The sequence below is a fragment of the Pseudomonas sp. 1928-m genome, assembly GCF_029269135.1.
In the GTDB taxonomy this organism is placed as follows: domain Bacteria; phylum Pseudomonadota; class Gammaproteobacteria; order Pseudomonadales; family Pseudomonadaceae; genus Aquipseudomonas.
On record NZ_JARIXO010000006.1, the window covers coordinates 33,876 to 53,632 of the forward strand.

Consider the following 19,757-nt stretch of genomic DNA (forward strand, 5'->3'; position numbering starts at 1 on the left):
GCATGCGCTTTATTCCTTTAAGCGTTCTGTTGCTGGGCAGCTGGCTGGTGTTGCCGGCGGTTGCCGATGAAGGTCGTGCCTTGTTGCAGCGTCTGGCGGATGCCGAGCGCACACAAAGTTTTCAGGGCACCTTTGTATACGAGCGTAATGGCAGCTTTTCGACGCACAGCATCTGGCATCGGGTGGGTGAGGGCGGTGCGCTACGAGAGCGCCTGCTACAGCTGGATGGTTCCGCGCAGGAGGTGTTGCGCGTCGATGGTCAGGTGCAGTGCGCCAGTGGTGCATTGGCTGACCAGCTGATCGATAGCCAGCTGTGGCCCGCCCGGGCGCTGAATGCCGAGCAGTTGAGTGAGTGGTATGAGCTGCGTGTGCTCGGCAAGTCCCGCGTGGCGGGGCGAGCTACCAGCGTATTGGCCCTGGTGCCGCGCGATCAGCATCGTTATGGCATCGAGCTGCACCTTGATCAGCAAACTGGCTTGCCGCTCAAGTCCTTGCTGGTCAATGACAAGGGGCAGTTGCTTGAGCGTTTCCAGTTTACCCAACTACAAACTGCAGCTCCCGCTGCCTCTAACCTTGAGCCTGGTGCAGGCTGCCGTCCGGTGCGTTTGTCTACCGCCCAGGTGGATGCGGTAGAAGCCTGGCGTTCGGATTGGCTGCCGCCAGGCTTTAGCCTGCGCTCGGTTACTCAGCGCCGCAGCCCCGCATCGGATGAGCCAGTCGCCTGCCAGGTGTATGAAGATGGCCTGGCGCGTTTCTCTGTGTTTATGGAGCCGCTGCGCGGCGCTGCCGTTGAGGATGTGCGTACTCAGCTGGGGCCGACTGTGGCGGTTTCACGTCGATTGAAGACCGAAGATGGCGACGTGATGGTCACCGTGGTTGGCGAAATTCCTCTAGGTACGGCTGAGCGAGTGGCCTTATCCATGCGTTCGGTGGCTGAGGTGGCGCAGTGATCGAGGAGCAGGGGCGAGTCGTAGCTGTTGAGCCTGGCGCTGTCTGGGTTGAAACCCTGCGTAAAAGCACCTGCTCCAGTTGCTCTGTCAAAGCCGGCTGCGGCCAAGGCTTGCTTGATCAGCTCGGGGCGAGCGGCCGTCGTGGTTACGTGCGTGCACTGTCGGATCTGCAGCTGAATGTGGGTGATACAGTCATTATCGGTGTGCGCGAGGATCTGCTGGTGCGCGGCTCGCTGCTGGTTTATCTGCTGCCCTTGCTCGGTTTGTTTGCTGCGGCTGTATTGGCTGAGCAGGCGGGCTTGAGCGAGCCCTGGGTAATATTCAGTGCGCTGTTGGGGTTTCTGTTTGCCTGCTGCGCGGTGCGCTGGCGCAGCCGCGTTACGGCCGGTGATCCGGCGTTGCAGCCTGTGGTGTTGCGTGCATTGCTTGGTGGTGCCGCAGCAGCGTTTTAAGACTTTTGCTGGCCTGATGGGGAGTTGTATGTCGAAGCTTGGTCTGAAATCTTCATTTACTGCGTTATTTGCCGTGCTGCTGATGGGGCAGGCGCTGTTTGCTCAGGCGAGCCTGCCGGATTTCACCGAGCTGGTTGAGCAGGCGTCACCGGCGGTCGTCAATATCAGCACCCGGCAGAAGATGCCGGATCGCGCGGTGGCTGGCAGCGGTCAGCTTAATGTGCCTGATCTGGAAGGCCTGCCGCCGATGTTTCGCGAGTTCTTCGAACGCAATATTCCGCAGATGCCACGTGCACCTGGCGGGGGGCGCCAGCGTGAGGCCCAGTCGCTGGGCTCGGGCTTTATCATTTCCGCTGATGGTTATGTGCTGACCAATAACCATGTGATCGCTGACGCCGATGAAATCATTGTGCGTCTGTCGGATCGCAGTGAGCTGGAAGCTAAACTGGTCGGTACTGACCCGCGCAGCGATGTTGCGCTGCTCAAGGTTGAGGGTGCTGGCCTGCCAACCGTCAAGTTGGGCAAGTCGGAAGACCTTAAAGTTGGTGAGTGGGTGCTGGCAATCGGCTCGCCATTCGGCTTCGATCACTCGGTGACCGCCGGGATCGTCAGTGCCAAAGGCCGTAGCCTGCCGAACGAGAGCTATGTGCCGTTTATTCAGACTGACGTGGCGATCAACCCAGGTAACTCCGGCGGTCCGCTGTTCAATCTGGCTGGTGAAGTGGTCGGTATCAATTCGCAGATTTTTACCCGCTCCGGCGGCTTTATGGGCCTGTCGTTCGCCATCCCGATGAGTGTGGCCATGGATGTGGCCGATCAGCTCAAGGCGGAAGGCAAGGTCAGTCGCGGCTGGCTGGGTGTGGTGATTCAGGAAGTAAACAAGGATCTGGCTGAGTCGTTTGGCCTGGATAAACCAGCCGGTGCGCTGGTGGCGCAGGTGTTGGAAGAAGGGCCGGCTGCCAAAGGCGGCTTGCAGGTAGGCGATGTGATCCTCAGTCTGGATGGTAAGCCGATTGTCATGTCTGCCGACCTGCCGCATCTGGTCGGTGCGCTCAAGCCGGGTACCAGTGCCGAGCTGGATGTGGTGCGCGATGGTGCGCGCAAGAAGCTGAAGTTGAGCATCGGTGCGCTGCCTGAAGACGGCGAGGCTTTGGCCGGGACTGCTGCGCCTGGGGTTGAACGCAGCAGCAATCGTCTTGGGGTCAAGGTGGTTGAGCTGACTGCCGAGCAGAAGAAGAGCCTCGACCTGAAAGGCGGTGTGGTTATCTCTGAGGTGCAGGATGGTCCGGCGGCGCTGATTGGCCTGCGTCCGGGTGATGTGATCACTCATCTGAACAATCAGGCGATCAATTCGGCCAAGACCTTTACCGAAGTGGCGCAGGCGCTGCCGAAGAATCGTTCGGTGTCGATGCGCGTGCTGCGTCAGGGGCGCGCCAGCTTTATCACCTTCAAACTGGCCGATTAACGGCGCAGGTAGGCTAAAAGGGCGACTTCGGTCGCCCTTTTACATAGTGCTGCCGTGTGGCCTTGATGACGTGCAAGGTGGCTTTCGGGTACACTTCGCGGCTATTTTCAGCGGGCAGTCGCCTGCGCCCTTTTTGAGTGTTGATCCGTGAGTGATTTGAGTCATATCCGCAATTTCTCCATCATCGCCCACATTGACCACGGCAAGTCGACCCTGGCCGACCGGTTTATCCAGATGTGTGGCGGCTTGGCCGATCGTGAAATGGAAGCCCAGGTACTGGACTCCATGGATCTGGAGCGCGAGCGCGGGATCACCATCAAGGCGCACAGCGTCACCCTGTATTACAAGGCTAAAGACGGCATCACCTATCAGCTGAACTTTATTGATACCCCAGGCCACGTCGACTTCACCTATGAAGTCAGCCGTTCCCTGGCGGCCTGTGAAGGTGCGCTGCTGGTGGTCGATGCCGGTCAGGGCGTGGAAGCGCAATCGGTGGCCAACTGCTACACCGCCATTGAGCAGGGCCTTGAGGTCATGCCGGTACTGAACAAGATCGACCTGCCCCAGGCCGATCCGGATCGGGTCAAGGAAGAGATCGAGAAGATTATCGGCATCGATGCCACCGATGCGGTGACCTGCAGTGCCAAGACTGGCCTGGGCGTCGATGAAGTGCTTGAGCGATTGGTGCACACGATTCCGGCGCCGACCGGTGATATTGAGGCGCCGCTGCAGGCGCTGATCATCGACTCCTGGTTCGATAACTACCTGGGTGTGGTCTCCCTGGTGCGTGTACGCCACGGTCGGATTAAGAAAGGCGACAAGGTACTGGTCAAATCCACCGGCAAGATCCACCTGGTCGACAGCGTCGGCGTGTTCAACCCCAAACACACTGCCACGGTCGACCTCAAGGCCGGTGAAGTGGGCTTTATCATCGCCAGCATCAAGGACATTCACGGCGCGCCAGTGGGCGACACCCTGACCCTGGCCGCCACGCCGAACGTCGAAGTGCTGCCCGGCTTCAAGCGTATCCAGCCGCAGGTGTATGCCGGCCTGTTCCCGGTCAGCTCCGACGATTTCGAAGATTTCCGCGATGCGTTGCAGAAGCTGACCTTGAACGATTCGTCGCTGCAATATTCGCCAGAAAGCTCCGATGCATTGGGCTTCGGTTTCCGTTGTGGCTTCCTTGGCATGCTGCACATGGAAATCATTCAGGAGCGCCTGGAGCGCGAATACGACCTGGATCTGATCACCACGGCGCCGAGCGTAATCTTCGAAGTGGTGCTCAAGACCGGCGAAACCATCTACGTCGATAACCCGTCGAAGCTGCCGGATATCTCCTCGGTCGAGGACTTCCGCGAACCGATCGTGCAGGCCACCATCCTGGTGCCGCAAGAGCACCTGGGTAACGTCATCACCCTGTGTATCGAGAAACGCGGTGTGCAGCGCGATATGCAGTTCCTCGGCTCTCAGGTTCAGGTTCGCTACGACCTGCCGATGAACGAAGTGGTACTCGACTTCTTTGACCGTCTGAAATCCACCAGCCGTGGTTATGCCTCGCTGGATTACCATTTCGATCGCTATCAGTCGGCCAACCTGGTCAAGCTGGATGTGTTGATCAATGGTGACAAGGTAGATGCCCTAGCCTTGATCGTGCATAAGGACAACGCCCATTACAAAGGACGTGCGTTGACCGAGAAGATGAAAGAGCTGATTCCACGGCAGATGTTCGACGTGGCGATCCAGGCTGCCATTGGTGGGCAGATCGTTGCGCGGACTACGGTCAAGGCGCTGCGCAAGAACGTATTGGCCAAATGCTACGGTGGTGACGTCAGCCGTAAACGCAAACTGCTGGAAAAGCAGAAGGCCGGTAAGAAACGCATGAAGCAGGTTGGTAACGTGGAGATTCCACAGGAAGCCTTCCTCGCTGTGCTCAGGTTGGATAGTTAAGGTCCTATGTCGATCAATTTCCCGCTGTTACTGGTTATCGCCGTTGCCGTTTGTGGCGCGCTGGCGTTGTTCGACCTGATCTTTCTGGCCCCGCGCCGGCGAGCAGCTATCAGTACCTATCATGGCCAGGTCAGCGAGCCTGATGAGGCCGTGTTGGAGCGCTTGAACAAAGAGCCTTTGCTGGTTGAGTACGGCAAGTCGTTCTTCCCGGTGCTGGCGATTGTGCTGGTACTGCGCTCATTTCTGGTCGAACCCTTCCAGATTCCATCCGGCTCGATGAAGCCGACCCTGGAAGTGGGTGATTTTATTCTGGTTAACAAATTCGCCTATGGCATCCGCCTGCCGGTGCTGGACACCAAGGTGATTGAAGTAGGCGATCCGCAGCGCGGTGATGTGATGGTGTTTCGCTACCCAAGCGATCCGAACATCAACTACATCAAGCGCGTGGTGGGCTTGGCCGGCGACCGGATTGCCTACAGCAGCGACAAGCGTCTGACCATCAATGGTGAGCTTGTAGCACAGCAGTTGATTGGCGATGAGCCCGGCAGTCTGGGCAGTGCGACGTTGTATAACGAGAAACTCGGTGAAGCAGAGCACCAGATCCGTAAGGAAATGCAGCGTTATCGGGTTGAGCCTGGTCGTGAGTGGGTGGTGCCGCAAGGGCATTACTTTATGATGGGCGACAACCGCGACAACTCCAATGACAGCCGTTACTGGAACGACCCTGCCATCCCCAAGCCGTTGCTGGGCATGGTGCCGGACCAGAATATCGTCGGCAAAGCATTTGCCATCTGGATGAGCTGGCCGGACCCGAAGTCGAGCAACCTGCCTAATTTCTCTCGCGTAGGTCTGATTCACTGACCTGCTGCCGAATTTGCGACGCTGTTAAATGCAGCGTCGCAGGCTATATATAGTCTTGCCTCCAGCCGTAATGGCTTTCACATAACTCGAATTTGGGGACAAATATGAAATCTGCGCATTCGCAAAAGGGAATGTCGATTCTTAGTTGGTTGATGGTGCTGGCTGTGGTCGCTTTTTTGGCCAGCGCGGCGTTCAAGGTGTTGCCGCATTACTTCGACTATATGTCGTTGGAGAAGATCATTACTTCGGTTGAGACCGATAAAGCTGCTGAGATTCGTAGCATTAATGACTTCTACAGCCATGTCAGCAAGGGTATGCAGGTCAACAGCATCCGTGACTTGGATATGCAAGAAGCGTTGAAGATAAAAGTGGAGAACAACGAGTTCCATGCGCACCTTAAGTACGAGAAGCGCGAGCCTTTGATCGAGAATATCGATCTGGTCGTGCGTTTCGACAAAGAATTCCGCGTGCGTATGCCGTGAGTGCGTCGTTAGTTCGTCTCGAGCGGCAGCTCGGTTATACCTTCAAGGACCAGGAGCTGATGATCCTGGCCCTGACCCATCGTAGTTTCGCCGGGCGCAATAACGAGCGTCTGGAGTTTCTTGGCGATGCGATCCTCAACTTTGTCGCTGGTGAGGCGCTGTTTCAGCGCTTTCCATTGGCCCGTGAAGGGCAGCTGTCACGTCTGCGCGCGCGTCTGGTCAAGGGCGAGACCCTGGCCATTCTGGCTCGTGGTTTCGATCTGGGCGAGTACCTGCGCCTGGGCTCCGGTGAGCTGAAAAGTGGCGGTTTTCGCCGTGAGTCGATTCTCGCCGACGCCCTGGAAGCGCTTATTGGCGCCATCTATCTGGACACTGGTATGGATGCGGCCCGTGAGCGGGTGTTGGCCTGGCTGACCACTGAGTTGGACAGCCTGACCCTGGTCGACACCAACAAGGACCCGAAAACCCGTCTGCAGGAGTTTCTGCAGTCGCGCGGCTGTGAGTTGCCACGTTACGAAGTGGTGGATATTCAGGGCGAGCCGCACTGCCGGACATTCGTGGTCGAATGTCAGATTACCTTACTGAATGATAAAACCCTGGGGCAGGGTGCCAGCCGGCGTATCGCCGAGCAGGTGGCCGCTGCGGCTGCGCTGATCGCCCTGGGTGTGGAGAATGGCAATGACTGATTCACCTGTTACACGCTGTGGCTATGTCGCCATCGTCGGCCGGCCCAACGTGGGCAAGTCGACGCTGCTTAACCACATCCTCGGGCAGAAGCTGGCGATCACCTCGCGCAAGCCGCAGACCACGCGGCACAACATGCTCGGGATCAAGACCGAGGGTGAGGTGCAGGCGATCTATGTCGACACCCCCGGCCTGCACAAGAACAACGAAAAAGCGCTGAACCGCTATATGAACAAGAACGCTTCGTCGGCGCTGAAAGATGTCGACGTGGTGATCTTTGTGGTCGATCGCACCCGCTGGACCGACGAAGACCAGATGGTGCTGGAGCGTATTCAATACGTCGAAGGCCCGGTAATCCTGGCGATCAACAAGACTGATCGCATTGAAGACAAAGCTGAGCTGATGCCGCATCTGGAGTGGCTGGCCACCCAGTTGCCGAATGCCGAGATCGTGCCGGTCTCCGCCCAGCATGGGCATAACCTCGATACCCTGGAAAAACTGGTGGGCGAGCGTTTGCCGGAAGGCGTGCACTTCTTCCCCGAAGATCAGGTCACCGACCGCTCCAGCCGCTTCTTCGCCGCCGAACTGGTGCGTGAGAAGATCATGCGTCAGCTCGGCGCTGAGCTGCCGTACCAGATCACCGTGGAAATTGAGGAGTTCAAGCGCGACGGGCGCATCCTGCATATCCACGCGCTGATCCTGGTAGAGCGCGACGGCCAGAAGAAAATCATCATTGGCGACAAGGGTGAGCGGATCAAACGCATTGGCCAGGAAGCGCGCAAGGACATGGAAGTGATGTTCGACTCCAAGATCATGCTCAACCTCTGGGTCAAGGTCAAAAGTGGCTGGTCTGACGATGAGCGCGCGTTGCGCTCTCTGGGTTACGACAACATCTGAGTCGCCCTCGGGCGCGTCCTGCGCCCGCTTTTGTGAGTAAGCCCCATGCTTGCCCTTGGTCAGCCTGCCTATGTTCTGCACAGCCGCGCTTACCGTGAAAGCAGCGCGCTGGTGGACTTTCTCACCCCCCAAGGCCGTTTGCGCGCTGTGTTGCGCGGTGCGCGGGGCAAGGCTGGCAGCCTGGCGCGACCGTTTATTCCGCTGGAAGCCGAGTTTCGCGGGCGTGGCGAGCTGAAAAACGTCGGCCGCCTCGACCCCGCAGGCATTCCCAATCTGCTGGTGGGCGAGGCACTGTTCAGCGGCCTGTACCTCAACGAACTGTTGATCCGCCTGTTGCCCGCCGATGACCCGCACCCCGCCGTGTTCGAGCACTACGCCATGACGGTGCTGGCGCTGGCCCAGGGCCGCGCCCTGGAGCCCTTGCTGCGCTCTTTTGAATGGCGTCTGCTGGATCAGCTGGGCTATGGTTTCGCCCTGGATCTGGACAGCGAAGGTCAGCCTATAGCCGAGGCGGGTCTATATCGACTGCAGACCGAAACCGGGCTGGTGCCGATTGGCCAGCTGCAACCCGGAGCTTTTCAAGGGGCCGAGCTGTTAGCCATGGCCGAAGCGGACTGGACTGCGCCCGGTGCCCTGGCCGCCGCCAAACGCCTGATGCGCCAGGCCCTGGCCCCCCATTTAGGCGGCAGGCCGCTGGTCAGCCGCGAATTATTTATGACGCTCAAGGAGCCAAGCCGTGACTGATGCCAATCGTATTCTGCTGGGTGTGAACATCGACCATGTGGCCACCTTGCGCCAGGCCCGTGGCACCCGTTATCCCGATCCGGTCAAGGCCGCGCTGGACGCCGAGGAGGCCGGTGCCGACGGCATTACCGTGCACCTGCGTGAAGACCGTCGGCACATTCAGGAGCGCGATGTGCGCTTGCTCAAGGAAGTCATGCAGACGCGGATGAACTTCGAAATGGGCGTGACCGAGGAAATGCTCGCCTTCGCCGAAAGCATTCGTCCCGAGCACGTCTGCCTGGTGCCGGAAACCCGTCAGGAGCTGACCACCGAAGGTGGCCTGGATGTGGCCGGGCAGGAAGCGCGGATTCGCGCAGTGGTGGAGCGCCTGAGCAAAATCGGCTGCGAAGTGTCGCTGTTTATCGACCCGGACCCTCAGCAGATTGAGGCGTCTAAGCGTGTCGGCGCGCCGGCTATCGAATTGCACACCGGCCGTTATGCCGATGCCCACACGCCAGAGGAGGCAGCGCGCGAGCTGGCGCGGATTCGCGACGGAGTGGCTTGCGGCCTGCAGCACGGGCTGATCGTCAATGCCGGCCACGGTTTGCATTACCACAACGTCGAGCCGGTGGCGGCGATTGCCGGGATCAACGAGCTGAATATCGGCCATGCCCTGGTGGCACACGCGCTGTTTGTCGGTTTCAAACAGGCGGTGGTGGAGATGAAGCAGCTGATCGTAGCGGCGTCAGGTCGCGGCTGAAACGTAGGATGGGTTAGCCGCGCAGCGGTGTAACCCATCGATCCGGTGATGGGTATTGCTGCGCTCAACCTACGCGGCCCGCCCCATCCTACGTCCTGCTACGTTAGGGCTTGCGTGCAATCAATACGGCGCGGCTGGGCGCCGGCAAGCCTTCGACCGTGCGGCTGTGGTCGGCGGGATCGAGGAACTCTGGCAGTGATTGAAAGCGCATCCACTCGGTCGAGCGTTGTTCGTCGAGCGAAGTGGTGCTGACATCCACGCAGCGCACATCGACAAAGCCGGCGCGGCGCAGCCACAGCTCCAGTGCCGGCACCGAGGGTAGGAACCAGACGTTGCGCATTTGCGCGTAGCGGTCCTCGGGGACCAGTACCTGCTGCGCATCGCCTTCTACCACCAGGGTCTCCAGCACCAGTTCGCCGTCCTTGACCAGGCAATCCTTGAGGTCGATCAGATGATCGATGGGCGAGCGGCGGTGATACAGCACGCCCATGGAAAACACCGTGTCGAAGCCCTGCAGCTTGCCGGGTAATTCCTCGAAGGCCAGCGGCAGGTGCCAGGCGGGCAGGTCGGGCAGGTAGTTCTTCATCGCCAGGAATTGGCAAAGGAACAGCCAGTTGGGGTCGATGCCGACCACGCTGTCCGCGCCGGCGCCAAGCATACGCCACATGTAATAGCCGTTGCCGCAGCCGACATCCAGCACCCGCTTGCCCTTTAGATCAAGGTAGGGGGCAACTCGTTGCCACTTCCAGTCCGAGCGCCATTCGGTGTCGACATGCACACCAAACAGGTGAAATGGCCCTTTGCGCCAGGGAATCAGGCCCTGCAGGGCGCTTTTTAGCGCGGTGCGGGTGGGTTCATCACAGGGGCCGTTGAAGGTGAAGCTGTGCATCAGCTCCAGCTGTTCGACGTGCAGTTCCGGCAGCGCCTGTACCGCGCCGTACCAGCGCGGCAGATCGCCATGGCCGACCGCCAGTTTGGCGTCGATCTGCCCGGGCAGGTCGGCTGCCCAGTCCTGCAGGGGTGTGCCGGCAAGCGCAGCTTGCAGGGCATCGAGGTCGAGGCGACTGATCATGGCAGGGCAATCAAGGAGGCGAAATTAAGGCACTGGAACCACGGCACCACCTGGCTGAAGCCGGCGGCGAGCAGGCGTTCGCGGTGCTGCTCCAGGCTATCGGGCAGCATGACCTTTTCAATCGCGCTGCGTTTCTGGGCGATTTCCAGCTCGCTGTAGCCGTTGGCCCGTTTAAAGGCGATATGCAACTCGCCCAGCAGGGCGTGCTGCTCGGCATCTTCGAATTGCAGTTTTTCCGAGAGGATCAACGCGCCGCCGGGCAGCAAGGCCTGGCGAATCCGCGTGAGTAATTCGAGGCGTTGTTCAGGCTGGATAAATTGCAGGGTGAAGTTCAGCGCCACCAGCGAGGTTGGCTGAAAAGTGAGGCTGAGAATGTCGGCCTCAAGCACCTCGACTGGCAGCAACTCCTGAAACATCGAGTCCTGCGCGTGCAGGTATTCGCGGCAGCGCTCGACCATGGCGCTGGAGTTATCCACCGCGATCACCCGGCAATCGTCGATCTGCACATGCCGGCGCAGCGCCTGGGTCACGGCGCCCAGGGAGCTGCCGAGGTCATACAGCACGCTGTGCGGCTGGGCGAACTGGCCAGCGAGCACGCCGATATTCTCGACAATGGTCGGGTAGCCCGGCACCGAGCGCTTGATCATATCGGGGAAGACCCGCACCACATCTTCGTTGAACACGAAGTCCGGCACCTGGGCCAGGGGTTGGGCGAAAAGACGGTCGGGCTGTTTGCTCACGATGGCTACGCACTGGTCGATAAAGCCGGGCATTTTAGCCAAGTGCGCGGTATAGCCAAACTTTGATTGCCGCTATTGGTCGCAAATCTGCATGGGCGATGGCTTGGCGGACTGTTTGAAGGCCGAGGCCGCAATGGCCCATTGTCCCAGCCAGTAGCTGAGCATGATCGCCAATGGCGCGGTCTCGAAGGGCGCGACAAAGCGGTTGATGCCGATCAGGCTGTCGGACAGCACAAACAGCGCAGCACCTGCGGCGGCCAGGCGCGTTGAGGTATTGGGCAGTCCTGGTTGACCGAGACGGGCGAGGGCGCGCCAGAGCATGGCGCTGATCGCCAGGGCGTAACAGGCTACGGGGATCAGCAGTGGGCCCAGATTGGCGCTGGCGAGGATGGCGAACATCGTGCCGCCCGTGGCCAGGGCCAGCAGCAAGGCGAGCCAGGCGGGTTGCTTGCAGTCGCTCAGGTAGGCGCGCAGATAGGCCAGGTGCGCCAGCAGGAAGGCGCCGAGGCCGAAAACAAACAGATCACCGGGCCAGTCGAGCAGGATATCGCCCGCCAATGAGGCAAGCAGGCCGAGGCTGATCCAGCGTCGATACAGACCGCTGGGTGCCGTTCTCAGCCATAGCAGTAGAGCGACGACCGGGATGCCCTTGCTGAGCAAGCCCAGTTCACTCAGGCCGCTGAGCCGCGCATAGAGAAATACTGCAGCGCCCAGCAAACCCAGCAGCAGATAACGCATGGCCTTGTCCTTGATGCTCGAAAGGCCAGCACTATGGCGTGTCGCGGATTAACTGGCCACGCCGTGGGTGCCAGTCAGGTCAGCATTTCGCGCCAGTTAGCGCGCCTTGATCGTGCAGGTGAAGCGCTGTGCCGGTACTACGCCGACTTCCCAGGGGCGTTCGTAGGTCAGGGCCAATTGGCCCTCGCCTGCTTGGGCAACTTCGAAGCGCCAGGTGGAAACCCCGGCACTGCCGACCAGGCCGGCGTCTTCCGGGTTGCTGTAGACCTCGGGGCCGAGGCTTTTCAGCACCTGTGGCGCAGAGTCACGCAGCAGCCAGCGAAAACCCGTGGTGGGGTTGCTCGGCAGGCGCAGATTGAATTGCTGGCCGACGTGCAGCGACAGCGGGCATTTGCTCTGCTGGCTTTGCTCCAGGGTGACGCTGCTGGGTTTTTGCGCGCAGGCGGCGAGCAGTGCAAGGCTGAGTGCCACTGTCAGGCGGGGGGCAAGCATGGTGAGCTCCTGGCGAATGTCGAGGCTGCCAGCATAGCTGCTAGGGCTGCTGCGTGGGAGCCCGTGCAGCGAACGTCGCCTGCAGTGGCGCGCGCAAGTGCTGGGCATACTCGTCGATCAGCGGTGTGAGCAGGGCAAAGCATTCGTGAGGTGCCAGGCGTACGTCGTGGCTGTCGATCAGTTCATGCTCCAGGCGCTGCAGCACCTGTTGTAAGGACGCGCCGACGGGCGATTGCTCCAGTTGCAGGCAGAGCTGCTGAATCTGCTGTTTCAGGTTTGGCGGGCATTGACTGTAATTGGCCGCCCGCACGCTCAGGCCGCGCAGGCGGGCAAGGTTTTCCAGGCCATGGCAGGCCTGGGCGATGCCCTCTAGGTGTGCGTTACCAGCCTCATGCAGGCGGGTTTCGAGTGTTGCGATCACCGCCAGTAAGCCGTCGATAACCTGGCAGTGGGCGGCAAAGTCCGCCGGGTTGCGCCGCAGGCGTGGCCAGTCCTGCTGCAGTGGTGCAAGCCCCAGGCTGGGGCCGGGCCAGTTCAGCCAGAGTTGGTCGAGTTGGCGGGCCAGGGCGTTGCGCTGGCTGGTGCTGGGCAGGTCTTGCTGGGCGCCCAGGCCACGGTGTTTTTGCAGGTTCTGCAGCAGGTCGATGGCGCGTTGCAGCAACGCAGCTTGCAGCTCATTGAGATGCTGCTGGTGGCGTTTGCCGGCGAGCTGGCTGAGGAAGTGGCCGGCGAGTAACAGCGCCAATGCCAGGGCGAGAGCAATGCTGAGGGCCATAAGCTGGTTTCCTGAACCCGAACGGTGCGCAAGGGGGCAGGCAAACTGAGCAAATCCCTTGCCAGAGCGCGCAAAGGCCCGGTTTAAGGCGTTTTCAATCCACTGTTTGCAGTCTATTCGCCCTGTATTTGGGCGCTTTTAATCGTTCCGGCAGTTTTTGGTGCGGGCGCTGCCCATTTGTCGTGCGGGCTGCAGTTTTACCGGGCAAAGGGTTAAAGTTGCACCTCTGTTTTTCAGGGTTGCACTTTTCATGTTCAACGCGCGTTTGATGCGTCTTGATGACCAGGCCCATGAGCACACCCACGACCACCATCAACTGGTGCTGTCGCTGGCCGGGCGTGCCGAATTTGAGGTGAACGGCCGGGGTGGCGAGGTGTGCCGCATGCGCGCCTGCCTGGTGCCGGGGGATGCCGATCACCAGTTCGCGGGCATGGGCGATAACCGTATGCTGATCATCGACCTGGATGAGCAGGGCACCTCCAGCGAAGACCTGCAACTGTTGACCCGTCTGTTCGAAACCCCGCGTTACCCGCAGCTGGATGCCGATTTCCAGAACCTGCTGAGCTATGCCGGCGCTGAGCTGGAGCGTTATGGCTCTGATCCACTGTTGCCGCGCGCGTTGGGCGGCGTGCTGCTGCGCGCCCTGCACCTGCGCCTGTTCGGTGAACCCCACACGCGGGCTGTGGGGGCGCTGAATCTGGAGCGGCTCGACAGTTACATCATCGAGCACCTGGCGCGGCGTATCAGCGTCGCTGAACTGGCGCAGGTGGCTTGCCTGAGCCCCAGTCATTTCCATGCGCAGTTCAAGGATAGTGTCGGCCTGACGCCGCACCAGTACCTGCTGAAAACCCGTCTGGATCGCGCCGTGCGGCTGTTGCGCGAGAGCGGCATGCCACTGATTCGCATCGCCGAAGAGTGCGGCTTCTCCAGCCAAAGCGCACTGACCACTGCCATGCGTCGCTACCTGGGCCTGACCCCGAAACGCCTGCGCAGCGCCGCATAAACGCACGCTGACTACCTTAGGTGGCGGTGCTCAGCAGGCGGGCGCTGCCGATCAAACGTGAACTTCTTCACGCTGCCGACTAAGCTGTGGCGCACAGAGACATTTACTGTGCCTGGGCAAGGATGCTGTCCACTTCAAGTGTGCCCCTAAAGTACGAGTAGTCTTGATGAGCAAGCACCTGCACCCATCGTTCACCTTTTCGCTGCTCGGCATCTTGCTGCTCAGTACGCCTTTGCACGCCGCCAGCCTGCAAGCCGAGCTGGTGGACAGCCAGGGCCAGCCCTTGGCCAATGCCGTACTCAGTTTGCGTAGCGAGGTTGCACCGGTGGTTGCACCTGCTACCGCAGTGATGGATCAGCGCTCGCAGCAGTTTGCGCCCAATGTGCTGGCCGTGCGCAGCGGCACCTCGGTGTCGTTCCCCAATAGCGACAATATTCGCCATCACGTTTATTCGTTCTCACTCGCCAAACGCTTTGAACTGCGTCTGTATCAGGGCACGCCGAGCGAGCCGGTGATTTTCGACAAGCCCGGCGTAGTGGTGCTGGGCTGCAATATCCATGACTGGATGGTGGGTTATGTCTATGTCACCGACGACCCCTGGTTTGCCGTCAGTGATGCGCAGGGCAAGCTGAATCTGGAGCAGTTGCCAGCCGGCACCTACACGGCCAGCCTGTGGCACCCGCAAGCGCCAGATATGTTGCCGCAGGCTGCTGGCCAGGTGCAGCTAACCGAGGCCGGTAGCCAGCAGCGCTTTACCCTGACCATGCAGGCCCCCGCCAGCCAAGCAGCTCCAAGTGCGCCGGCCAGCGCCTTTGGCGATGCCTTCAAGAAGGCTCGCGATGCTGCGCAATAGTTTTCAGGCACGGATTGCCGGCGTACTGGTACTGCTGCTGTTGGTGGTGGTCGGCGCGCTCTATGCGGCCGTGCAAACTGCCACCAATGCCGCCGTACGCAGCCAGGCCCGTGAGCAGTTGGATGTGGGTAGCCTGGTGTTTCAGCAATTGCTCGAGGTGCGCGGCCGCCAGTTGCACGATGCGGTGCAGGTGCTGGCTGCCGATTTTGGCTTCAAGGATGCGGTGGCCAGCGGTGACAGCGAGACCATTCGCTCGGCCCTGCTTAACCATGGCGCCCGGATCAACGCCAGCGCGGTGATGATGCTGGGCCTCGATGGCAACCTGGAGGTCAGCAGTGATCGGCAGATCAGCGGTGACACGGCCAAGCGCCTGAGTACCCAGGTGATGCAGCGTCAGCGTGAGGGCGTGCAGATTTTTCTGATGCCGATTGCCGACAAGATCTATCTGTTGGTGCAGGCCACGGTGACTGCGCCGTTGCCGATTGCTCGGGTGATGATGGGCTTTCAGGTTGACGATGTATTTGCCGCCGAATTGCGTGAGTTGACCCACCTGGACCTGACCCTGCGCGCGACCCAGGACGGTGTGGCCGATATCTGGATCAGCACCCTGCAGCCGGCGCAGCGTGAGCAGCTGCAGGGCAGCATGGCCGAGCTGGCCAATGATGCGATAAGCCTGATCGGCAACGAGTCCTACCTCAATCAGACCCTGGTACTGGCCAGTGGTGACGGCTTTGAAGTACGCGCGCTGCTGCACAAGTCCTTGAGTCAGGCGCAGCAGGCATTTGCCCCGCTTGATCAGAATATTCTGCTGATTGCCCTGGTGGCGCTGACCGCTTCCCTGGTTGGCGCCTTGTTGCTGGCGCGTTCGGTATCGCAGCCTGTTCAGCAATTGGCGGCCGTCGCCGAGCGCGTGCGCCAGGGCGATTACCAGGCCAGCCTGGACTTGCAGCGCGGTGATGAGCTAGGGCGTTTGGCCACCGCCTTCAAGGCTATGCAGCAAGGTATCGCCGAGCGTGAGCGGCAGCTGGCGCACAACGCGCTGCATGATGCGCTGACTGGCCTGCCCAACCGTACCCTGGCGCTGGAGCGTCTGGGCAGTGCGATCACTGCCGGGCGGTCAACGGCGTTGCTCTACCTGGGCGTGGCCAACTTTAGGGCGGTTAATGAAAGTCTGGGGGCGGAGGGCGGTGACCTGGCGCTGCAGCAGCTGAGTAGGCGCCTGCAGGCGATTCTGCGCCCCGGCGATAGCGTGGCGCGGATTATTGGCGATGAGTTTCTCCTGCTGCTGGAGAACACCGACAGTGACAGCGCCGTGGGCATCGCCGACAAGGTGCAGCAACTGCTGCTCAAGCCGCTGCGCGTCGCCACCCATGACTTCGCCCTGGATTGCCGCATCGGCATTGCCAGCTACCCAGTCGATGGCAATGCCCCGGAAGAGCTGCTGCGCCGGGCGAGCATCGCCATGCAGGATGCTGCTGGTATGCCCAGCCATCTGCAGGTTTATCAACGCGGTCGCGATGATGCCCAGCAGCGGCAGATCCGCTTGATTCGCGATCTACGCCATGCGCCGAGCAAGGCCGAGTTGCTGTTGCACTATCAACCGAAACTGGATATTGCCGCCGGCCAGGTGCGTCAGGCCGAGGCCTTGCTGCGTTGGCAGCATCCGGTGCTGGGCATGGTTTCGCCGGGGGAGTTTATTCCGCTGGCCGAGCGCACCGGCAGCATTCAGCTGTTGACCGCCTGGGTGATCGAGGAAGTCATGCGCCAGTTGCGCGAGTGGGCCGGTCGCGGCCTGCGCGTGCAGGTGTCGCTGAATATCTCCACCGAAGACCTGATCGATCCACAGTTGCCGGCGCGGGTCAGCAAACTGTTGGCCGAGTACCAGGTGCCGGCTGAACAGCTGATTTTTGAAATCACCGAAAGCGGGGTGATGCTCAACCCCGAGCTCGCCCTGCAGGTACTGCACGGCCTGCGTGCGTGCGGCATCAGCCTGTCGGTGGACGACTTTGGCACGGGTTACTCATCCCTTACGCAGCTCAAACGCATGCCGGTGCAGGAGTTGAAGATCGACCAGTCGTTTATCCGCGACCTGGACGATGCCAGCGAGGACTCTGTGATCGTGCGTTCGACCATCGAGATGAGCCACAGCCTGGGCCTCAAGGTCGTGGCCGAGGGCGTCGAGTTCGAGCGCAGCCTGCAACTGCTCGGTCGCTGGCAGTGCGATACCGCCCAGGGCTACCTGATCAGCCGACCATTGGCGGCGAAAGCCTTTGAAACCTGGATGGCGCAATACACTCATGCCTCCCCGACCCTGGTGCATTGACCATGACCCAACTGCCTCGCTGCATTGCCCTGTTGTTCGGCTTGCTGGCCAACTTGGCCTGGGCCGACGGCCGCTTGCTGGCCACGGGTGGCGCCAGCAGCATTGAAGGCGCGGCGGGTGGCGGGATTACGCCCTGGGCGGTGCTTTCCGGTTATGGCGAGCGCGGTGAATGGGGCGCGGATGTATTTGCCACGCGAGTGGAAACCGGCGATTACCGTCTGGATGTGGCCGGTATTGGCGTTGCGTTCGATAACCGTATTGAGCTGTCCTACGCCCGCCAGCGCTTTGATCTGGGCAACTTGGCGCGCAACCTGAATCTGCCGGAAAACAGCCTGAGCCAGGATATCTTCGGCCTCAAGGTGCGCCTGTTTGGTGACCTGATTTATGACCAGCTGCCGCAGGTGTCATTGGGTATTCAGCACAAACGCCAGAAGGATTTCCTGATTCCCAGCCTGGTGGGCGCGCAACGCARCGAAGACACCGAGGGCTATATCAGCGCCAGCCGGCTGATCCTCGGCGGCGCCTTTGGTTACAACCTGCTGCTTAACGGCGGCATTCGTTACAGCCGGGCCAACGAGCTGGGCCTGCTGGGTTTTGGTGGCGACCGCCGTGATCGTCACTCGGTGCTCAAGGAAGGCTCCGTCACCGTGCTGTTCAACCCGCGCTGGGCGCTGGGCGTGGAGTATCGCGAGAAGCCGGACAACTTAAGCTTTGCCGGCGAAAGTGACTGGGCTGATCTGTTTCTCGGTTACTTCCCCAACAAGAGCCTGGCCGTGGTGCTGGCCTATGCGCGCCTCGGTGAAATCGCCACGCTGGATAATCAGGACGGGGTTTATCTGTCCGTTCAGGGGAGTTTCTAAGCATGCGCAGTCTGCTGCTGGTGGTTGTTCTGAGTCTGGCGGCCTGTGCCCAGCAAGCGCCGCAAGACGACAGCCTGTACCGTGACCTGGGTGAGCAGGCCGGGATTACCCGTATCGTCGAAGGCATGCTGCTGAATATTGCCGCAGACCCGCGCATCGTCCGACATTTCGAGAATATCGACATCGTGCGCCTGCGCGACAAGCTGGTGGAGCAGATCTGTGTCGAAGCCGGCGGCCCGTGCACCTACACCGGCGACAGCATGGAAGAAAGCCACAAGGGCCAGAACCTCACCCCCAGCGACTTCAACGCTCTGGTGGAAAACCTGCAGGATGCAATGAGCACCCAGGGCGTGCCCATGCCGGCGCAAAACCGCCTGCTGGCGCGGCTTGCGCCGATGCGTGCGCAGGTGATTGATCGCTAACGCAAGGTCTGCGCAATCGCCAGAATATCGGCGCGGTGGCTGATCACCAGGCTGAGTTCGCCGTTCTCCCCGATAAAGTCCTGCGGCGGCATCAGTTTTTGGTAGGCGGCTAGCTCTTGCAGTGTTGGTAGCTCGGCGTCGGGGGTGCGTTCCTTGATGGCGTGGTAGAGCGCCAGGTTGACCAGATCCAGCAATTGCAGGCTATGCCCGGGGCTGCGTTGCCAGTTGCCGGTGTCGCGGATGATCTCGATATATTCGTTATGCACCGACCATTTCTTCAGCACGATGATGCCGAGCGATTTGCTGTATTCGCGGCACAGCTTGTAATACAGCTCGCTGGAGGGCGTAACGCTTTCATTTCTGAACGCCGAGAGCACGGCGAGGGTGCCCACTTCGCTAAGTAGGCTGGCCAGCAGCGCGTGTTCTGCGGTCACATGGCCCAGCAGACGGGCCAGCATGGCGCTGGTGCTGGCCTTGATCACCAGGCGCTCCCAGGCATCAACAAATAGCCGCTTATGCCCCGGGCTGTGCAGGGTGAACAGGCTTTTGATGCTGTGCACCATGGTGATTCGGTCGACTTCCGTCATACCGAGCAGACCGATTACTTCGTGCAGCGTCTTGGGCGCCAAGGTGTGGCGATACAGCGCGCTGGAGGCATGTTTCATCAGCAGAGCGCTGAGGGCCGGGTCGCGACTGATCAGGCGCACCAGGGTATTTAACGAAATATTCGGGTCACCCAGGGCTCGGCGGATATCCAGGGTAATGGTCGGCAGGCTGGGCAATTGCTCTTCGCCCTGCATCAACTGCGAGACTACGCGCCGGTAGATTGAGTAATCGGATGCTTCGCTCTGCAACGCACACCTCCAGCCTTATGGATGCAGTCTAGATGGCCGTTACACGCCTGGTATAAGTAGCGATGGATGGCCGTGATCGGCGAAATCTTTGGCCTTGCGCTTTAAACAGCTGTTTGCAAGAAGTTCCTGTGCCTGGAGTTTTTTGCAAAAACTCCAGAGCTTTTTGTAAGAAGCGGTCATGCCTCTGCCACTAAATTCCGTGCTCGATTTACGCGGTGCGCAGGTTTCTGCCCACAGGCTTGCCCCGGCAAGCCGCTGCAGTTGGGCTAGACCTAATACAGGCCGTGGCGATTGATGCTGAATTTTTACCGGCGTGCAGCGTTTACCAAAGCGTTGAGTGCGTGCCGAGCCTGGCCGGGTGTAAGGCGCTGGCGGGTATTTAAAAGGATTTTTACGGGCGACTG

Annotated in this window: 21 protein-coding genes; 15 read left to right on the forward strand and 6 right to left on the reverse strand. The window is 60.4% G+C overall.

Annotated features, from left to right (window positions below; translation table 11 throughout):
* The first annotated feature begins 2 nt into the window (after positions 1-2).
* From P3C18_RS17005 to pdxJ, 10 genes are all read left to right on the forward strand, one after another.
* Positions 3-950 carry a MucB/RseB C-terminal domain-containing protein gene (locus P3C18_RS17005; RefSeq protein ID WP_275963013.1) on the forward strand — a complete coding sequence of 316 codons (948 nt, stop codon included), beginning with the start codon at positions 3-5 and terminating at the stop codon, positions 948-950.
* The gene (locus P3C18_RS17010) at positions 947-1,402 is read left to right on the forward strand and encodes a SoxR reducing system RseC family protein (RefSeq protein ID WP_275963014.1); all 456 of its coding nucleotides are present in this window, start codon (positions 947-949) and stop codon (positions 1,400-1,402) included. Before P3C18_RS17005 ends, P3C18_RS17010 begins: the two co-directional genes overlap by 4 nt.
* Positions 1,403-1,430: 28 nt before the next feature.
* Positions 1,431-2,867 (forward strand): DegQ family serine endoprotease, encoded by a 1,437-nt coding sequence (locus tag P3C18_RS17015; RefSeq protein WP_275963015.1) that lies wholly within the window; start codon positions 1,431-1,433, stop codon positions 2,865-2,867.
* A gap of 147 nt (positions 2,868-3,014) precedes the next feature.
* Positions 3,015-4,814, forward strand: coding sequence for a translation elongation factor 4 (lepA, locus tag P3C18_RS17020; RefSeq protein WP_275963016.1), 1,800 nt, complete (start codon positions 3,015-3,017; stop codon positions 4,812-4,814).
* Between the two features lie 6 nt (positions 4,815-4,820).
* A complete protein-coding gene (lepB, locus tag P3C18_RS17025) occupies positions 4,821-5,675 on the forward strand; it encodes a signal peptidase I (protein WP_275963017.1) in 855 nt (284 codons plus the stop codon).
* Positions 5,676-5,779: 104 nt separating this feature from the next.
* Complete coding sequence (locus P3C18_RS17030) at positions 5,780-6,157, forward strand: DUF4845 domain-containing protein (RefSeq protein WP_275963018.1); 378 nt, start codon at positions 5,780-5,782, stop codon at positions 6,155-6,157.
* Positions 6,154-6,843: a ribonuclease III gene (gene rnc, locus P3C18_RS17035; protein WP_275963019.1), complete on the forward strand. Its 690-nt coding sequence runs from the start codon at positions 6,154-6,156 to the stop codon at positions 6,841-6,843. The genes P3C18_RS17030 and rnc overlap by 4 nt, the downstream gene beginning before the upstream one ends.
* Positions 6,836-7,738 carry a GTPase Era gene (era, locus tag P3C18_RS17040; RefSeq protein WP_275963020.1) on the forward strand — a complete coding sequence of 301 codons (903 nt, stop codon included), beginning with the start codon at positions 6,836-6,838 and terminating at the stop codon, positions 7,736-7,738. The genes rnc and era overlap by 8 nt, the downstream gene beginning before the upstream one ends.
* A 45-nt stretch (positions 7,739-7,783) precedes the next feature.
* Positions 7,784-8,482 carry a DNA repair protein RecO gene (recO, locus tag P3C18_RS17045; protein ID WP_275963021.1) on the forward strand — a complete coding sequence of 233 codons (699 nt, stop codon included), beginning with the start codon at positions 7,784-7,786 and terminating at the stop codon, positions 8,480-8,482.
* Positions 8,475-9,221, forward strand: a complete 747-nt coding sequence (pdxJ, locus tag P3C18_RS17050; protein ID WP_275963022.1) for a pyridoxine 5'-phosphate synthase — start codon at positions 8,475-8,477, stop codon at positions 9,219-9,221. The genes recO and pdxJ overlap by 8 nt, the downstream gene beginning before the upstream one ends.
* A 103-nt stretch (positions 9,222-9,324) precedes the next feature.
* On the opposite strand, the gene cmoB is transcribed toward pdxJ, so the two are convergent.
* The 5 genes from cmoB to P3C18_RS17075 all read right to left on the reverse strand — a co-directional run bounded on the left by cmoB (position 9,325) and on the right by P3C18_RS17075 (position 13,038).
* Positions 9,325-10,293 carry a tRNA 5-methoxyuridine(34)/uridine 5-oxyacetic acid(34) synthase CmoB gene (cmoB, locus tag P3C18_RS17055; RefSeq protein ID WP_275963023.1) on the reverse strand — a complete coding sequence of 323 codons (969 nt, stop codon included), beginning with the start codon at positions 10,291-10,293 and terminating at the stop codon, positions 9,325-9,327.
* Positions 10,290-11,066, reverse strand: coding sequence for a carboxy-S-adenosyl-L-methionine synthase CmoA (gene cmoA, locus P3C18_RS17060; RefSeq protein WP_275963216.1), 777 nt, complete (start codon positions 11,064-11,066; stop codon positions 10,290-10,292). The genes cmoB and cmoA overlap by 4 nt, the downstream gene beginning before the upstream one ends.
* 39 nt (positions 11,067-11,105) lie before the next feature.
* Entirely contained in the window at positions 11,106-11,771 is a 666-nt protein-coding gene (locus P3C18_RS17065) for a lysoplasmalogenase (RefSeq protein WP_275963024.1), read from the reverse strand.
* 96 nt (positions 11,772-11,867) lie between these two features.
* Positions 11,868-12,263 carry a protease inhibitor I42 family protein gene (locus tag P3C18_RS17070; protein WP_275963025.1) on the reverse strand — a complete coding sequence of 132 codons (396 nt, stop codon included), beginning with the start codon at positions 12,261-12,263 and terminating at the stop codon, positions 11,868-11,870.
* Positions 12,264-12,303: 40 nt separating this feature from the next.
* Positions 12,304-13,038 carry a hypothetical protein gene (locus tag P3C18_RS17075; RefSeq protein WP_275963026.1) on the reverse strand — a complete coding sequence of 245 codons (735 nt, stop codon included), beginning with the start codon at positions 13,036-13,038 and terminating at the stop codon, positions 12,304-12,306.
* Positions 13,039-13,288: 250 nt separating this feature from the next.
* On the opposite strand from P3C18_RS17075, the gene P3C18_RS17080 reads away from it, so the two are divergent.
* From P3C18_RS17080 to P3C18_RS17100, 5 genes are all read left to right on the forward strand, one after another.
* Positions 13,289-14,041 carry an AraC family transcriptional regulator gene (locus tag P3C18_RS17080; RefSeq protein ID WP_275963027.1) on the forward strand — a complete coding sequence of 251 codons (753 nt, stop codon included), beginning with the start codon at positions 13,289-13,291 and terminating at the stop codon, positions 14,039-14,041.
* 166 nt (positions 14,042-14,207) lie between these two features.
* Entirely contained in the window at positions 14,208-14,894 is a 687-nt protein-coding gene (locus P3C18_RS17085; protein WP_275963028.1) for a methylamine utilization protein, read from the forward strand.
* Positions 14,881-17,217, forward strand: a complete 2,337-nt coding sequence (locus P3C18_RS17090) for a bifunctional diguanylate cyclase/phosphodiesterase (RefSeq protein ID WP_275963029.1) — start codon at positions 14,881-14,883, stop codon at positions 17,215-17,217. The genes P3C18_RS17085 and P3C18_RS17090 overlap by 14 nt, the downstream gene beginning before the upstream one ends.
* Before the next feature lie 2 nt (positions 17,218-17,219).
* The gene (locus P3C18_RS17095) at positions 17,220-18,077 is read left to right on the forward strand and encodes a DUF3034 family protein (protein ID WP_275963030.1); all 858 of its coding nucleotides are present in this window, start codon (positions 17,220-17,222) and stop codon (positions 18,075-18,077) included.
* A gap of 2 nt (positions 18,078-18,079) precedes the next feature.
* Complete coding sequence (locus P3C18_RS17100; protein ID WP_275963031.1) at positions 18,080-18,499, forward strand: group 1 truncated hemoglobin; 420 nt, start codon at positions 18,080-18,082, stop codon at positions 18,497-18,499.
* Here P3C18_RS17100 and P3C18_RS17105 read toward each other — a convergent pair.
* Positions 18,496-19,353: an HDOD domain-containing protein gene (locus tag P3C18_RS17105; protein ID WP_275963032.1), complete on the reverse strand. Its 858-nt coding sequence runs from the start codon at positions 19,351-19,353 to the stop codon at positions 18,496-18,498. The two genes, P3C18_RS17100 and P3C18_RS17105, sit on opposite strands and share 4 nt — an antisense overlap.
* Positions 19,354-19,757 lie beyond the last annotated feature (404 nt).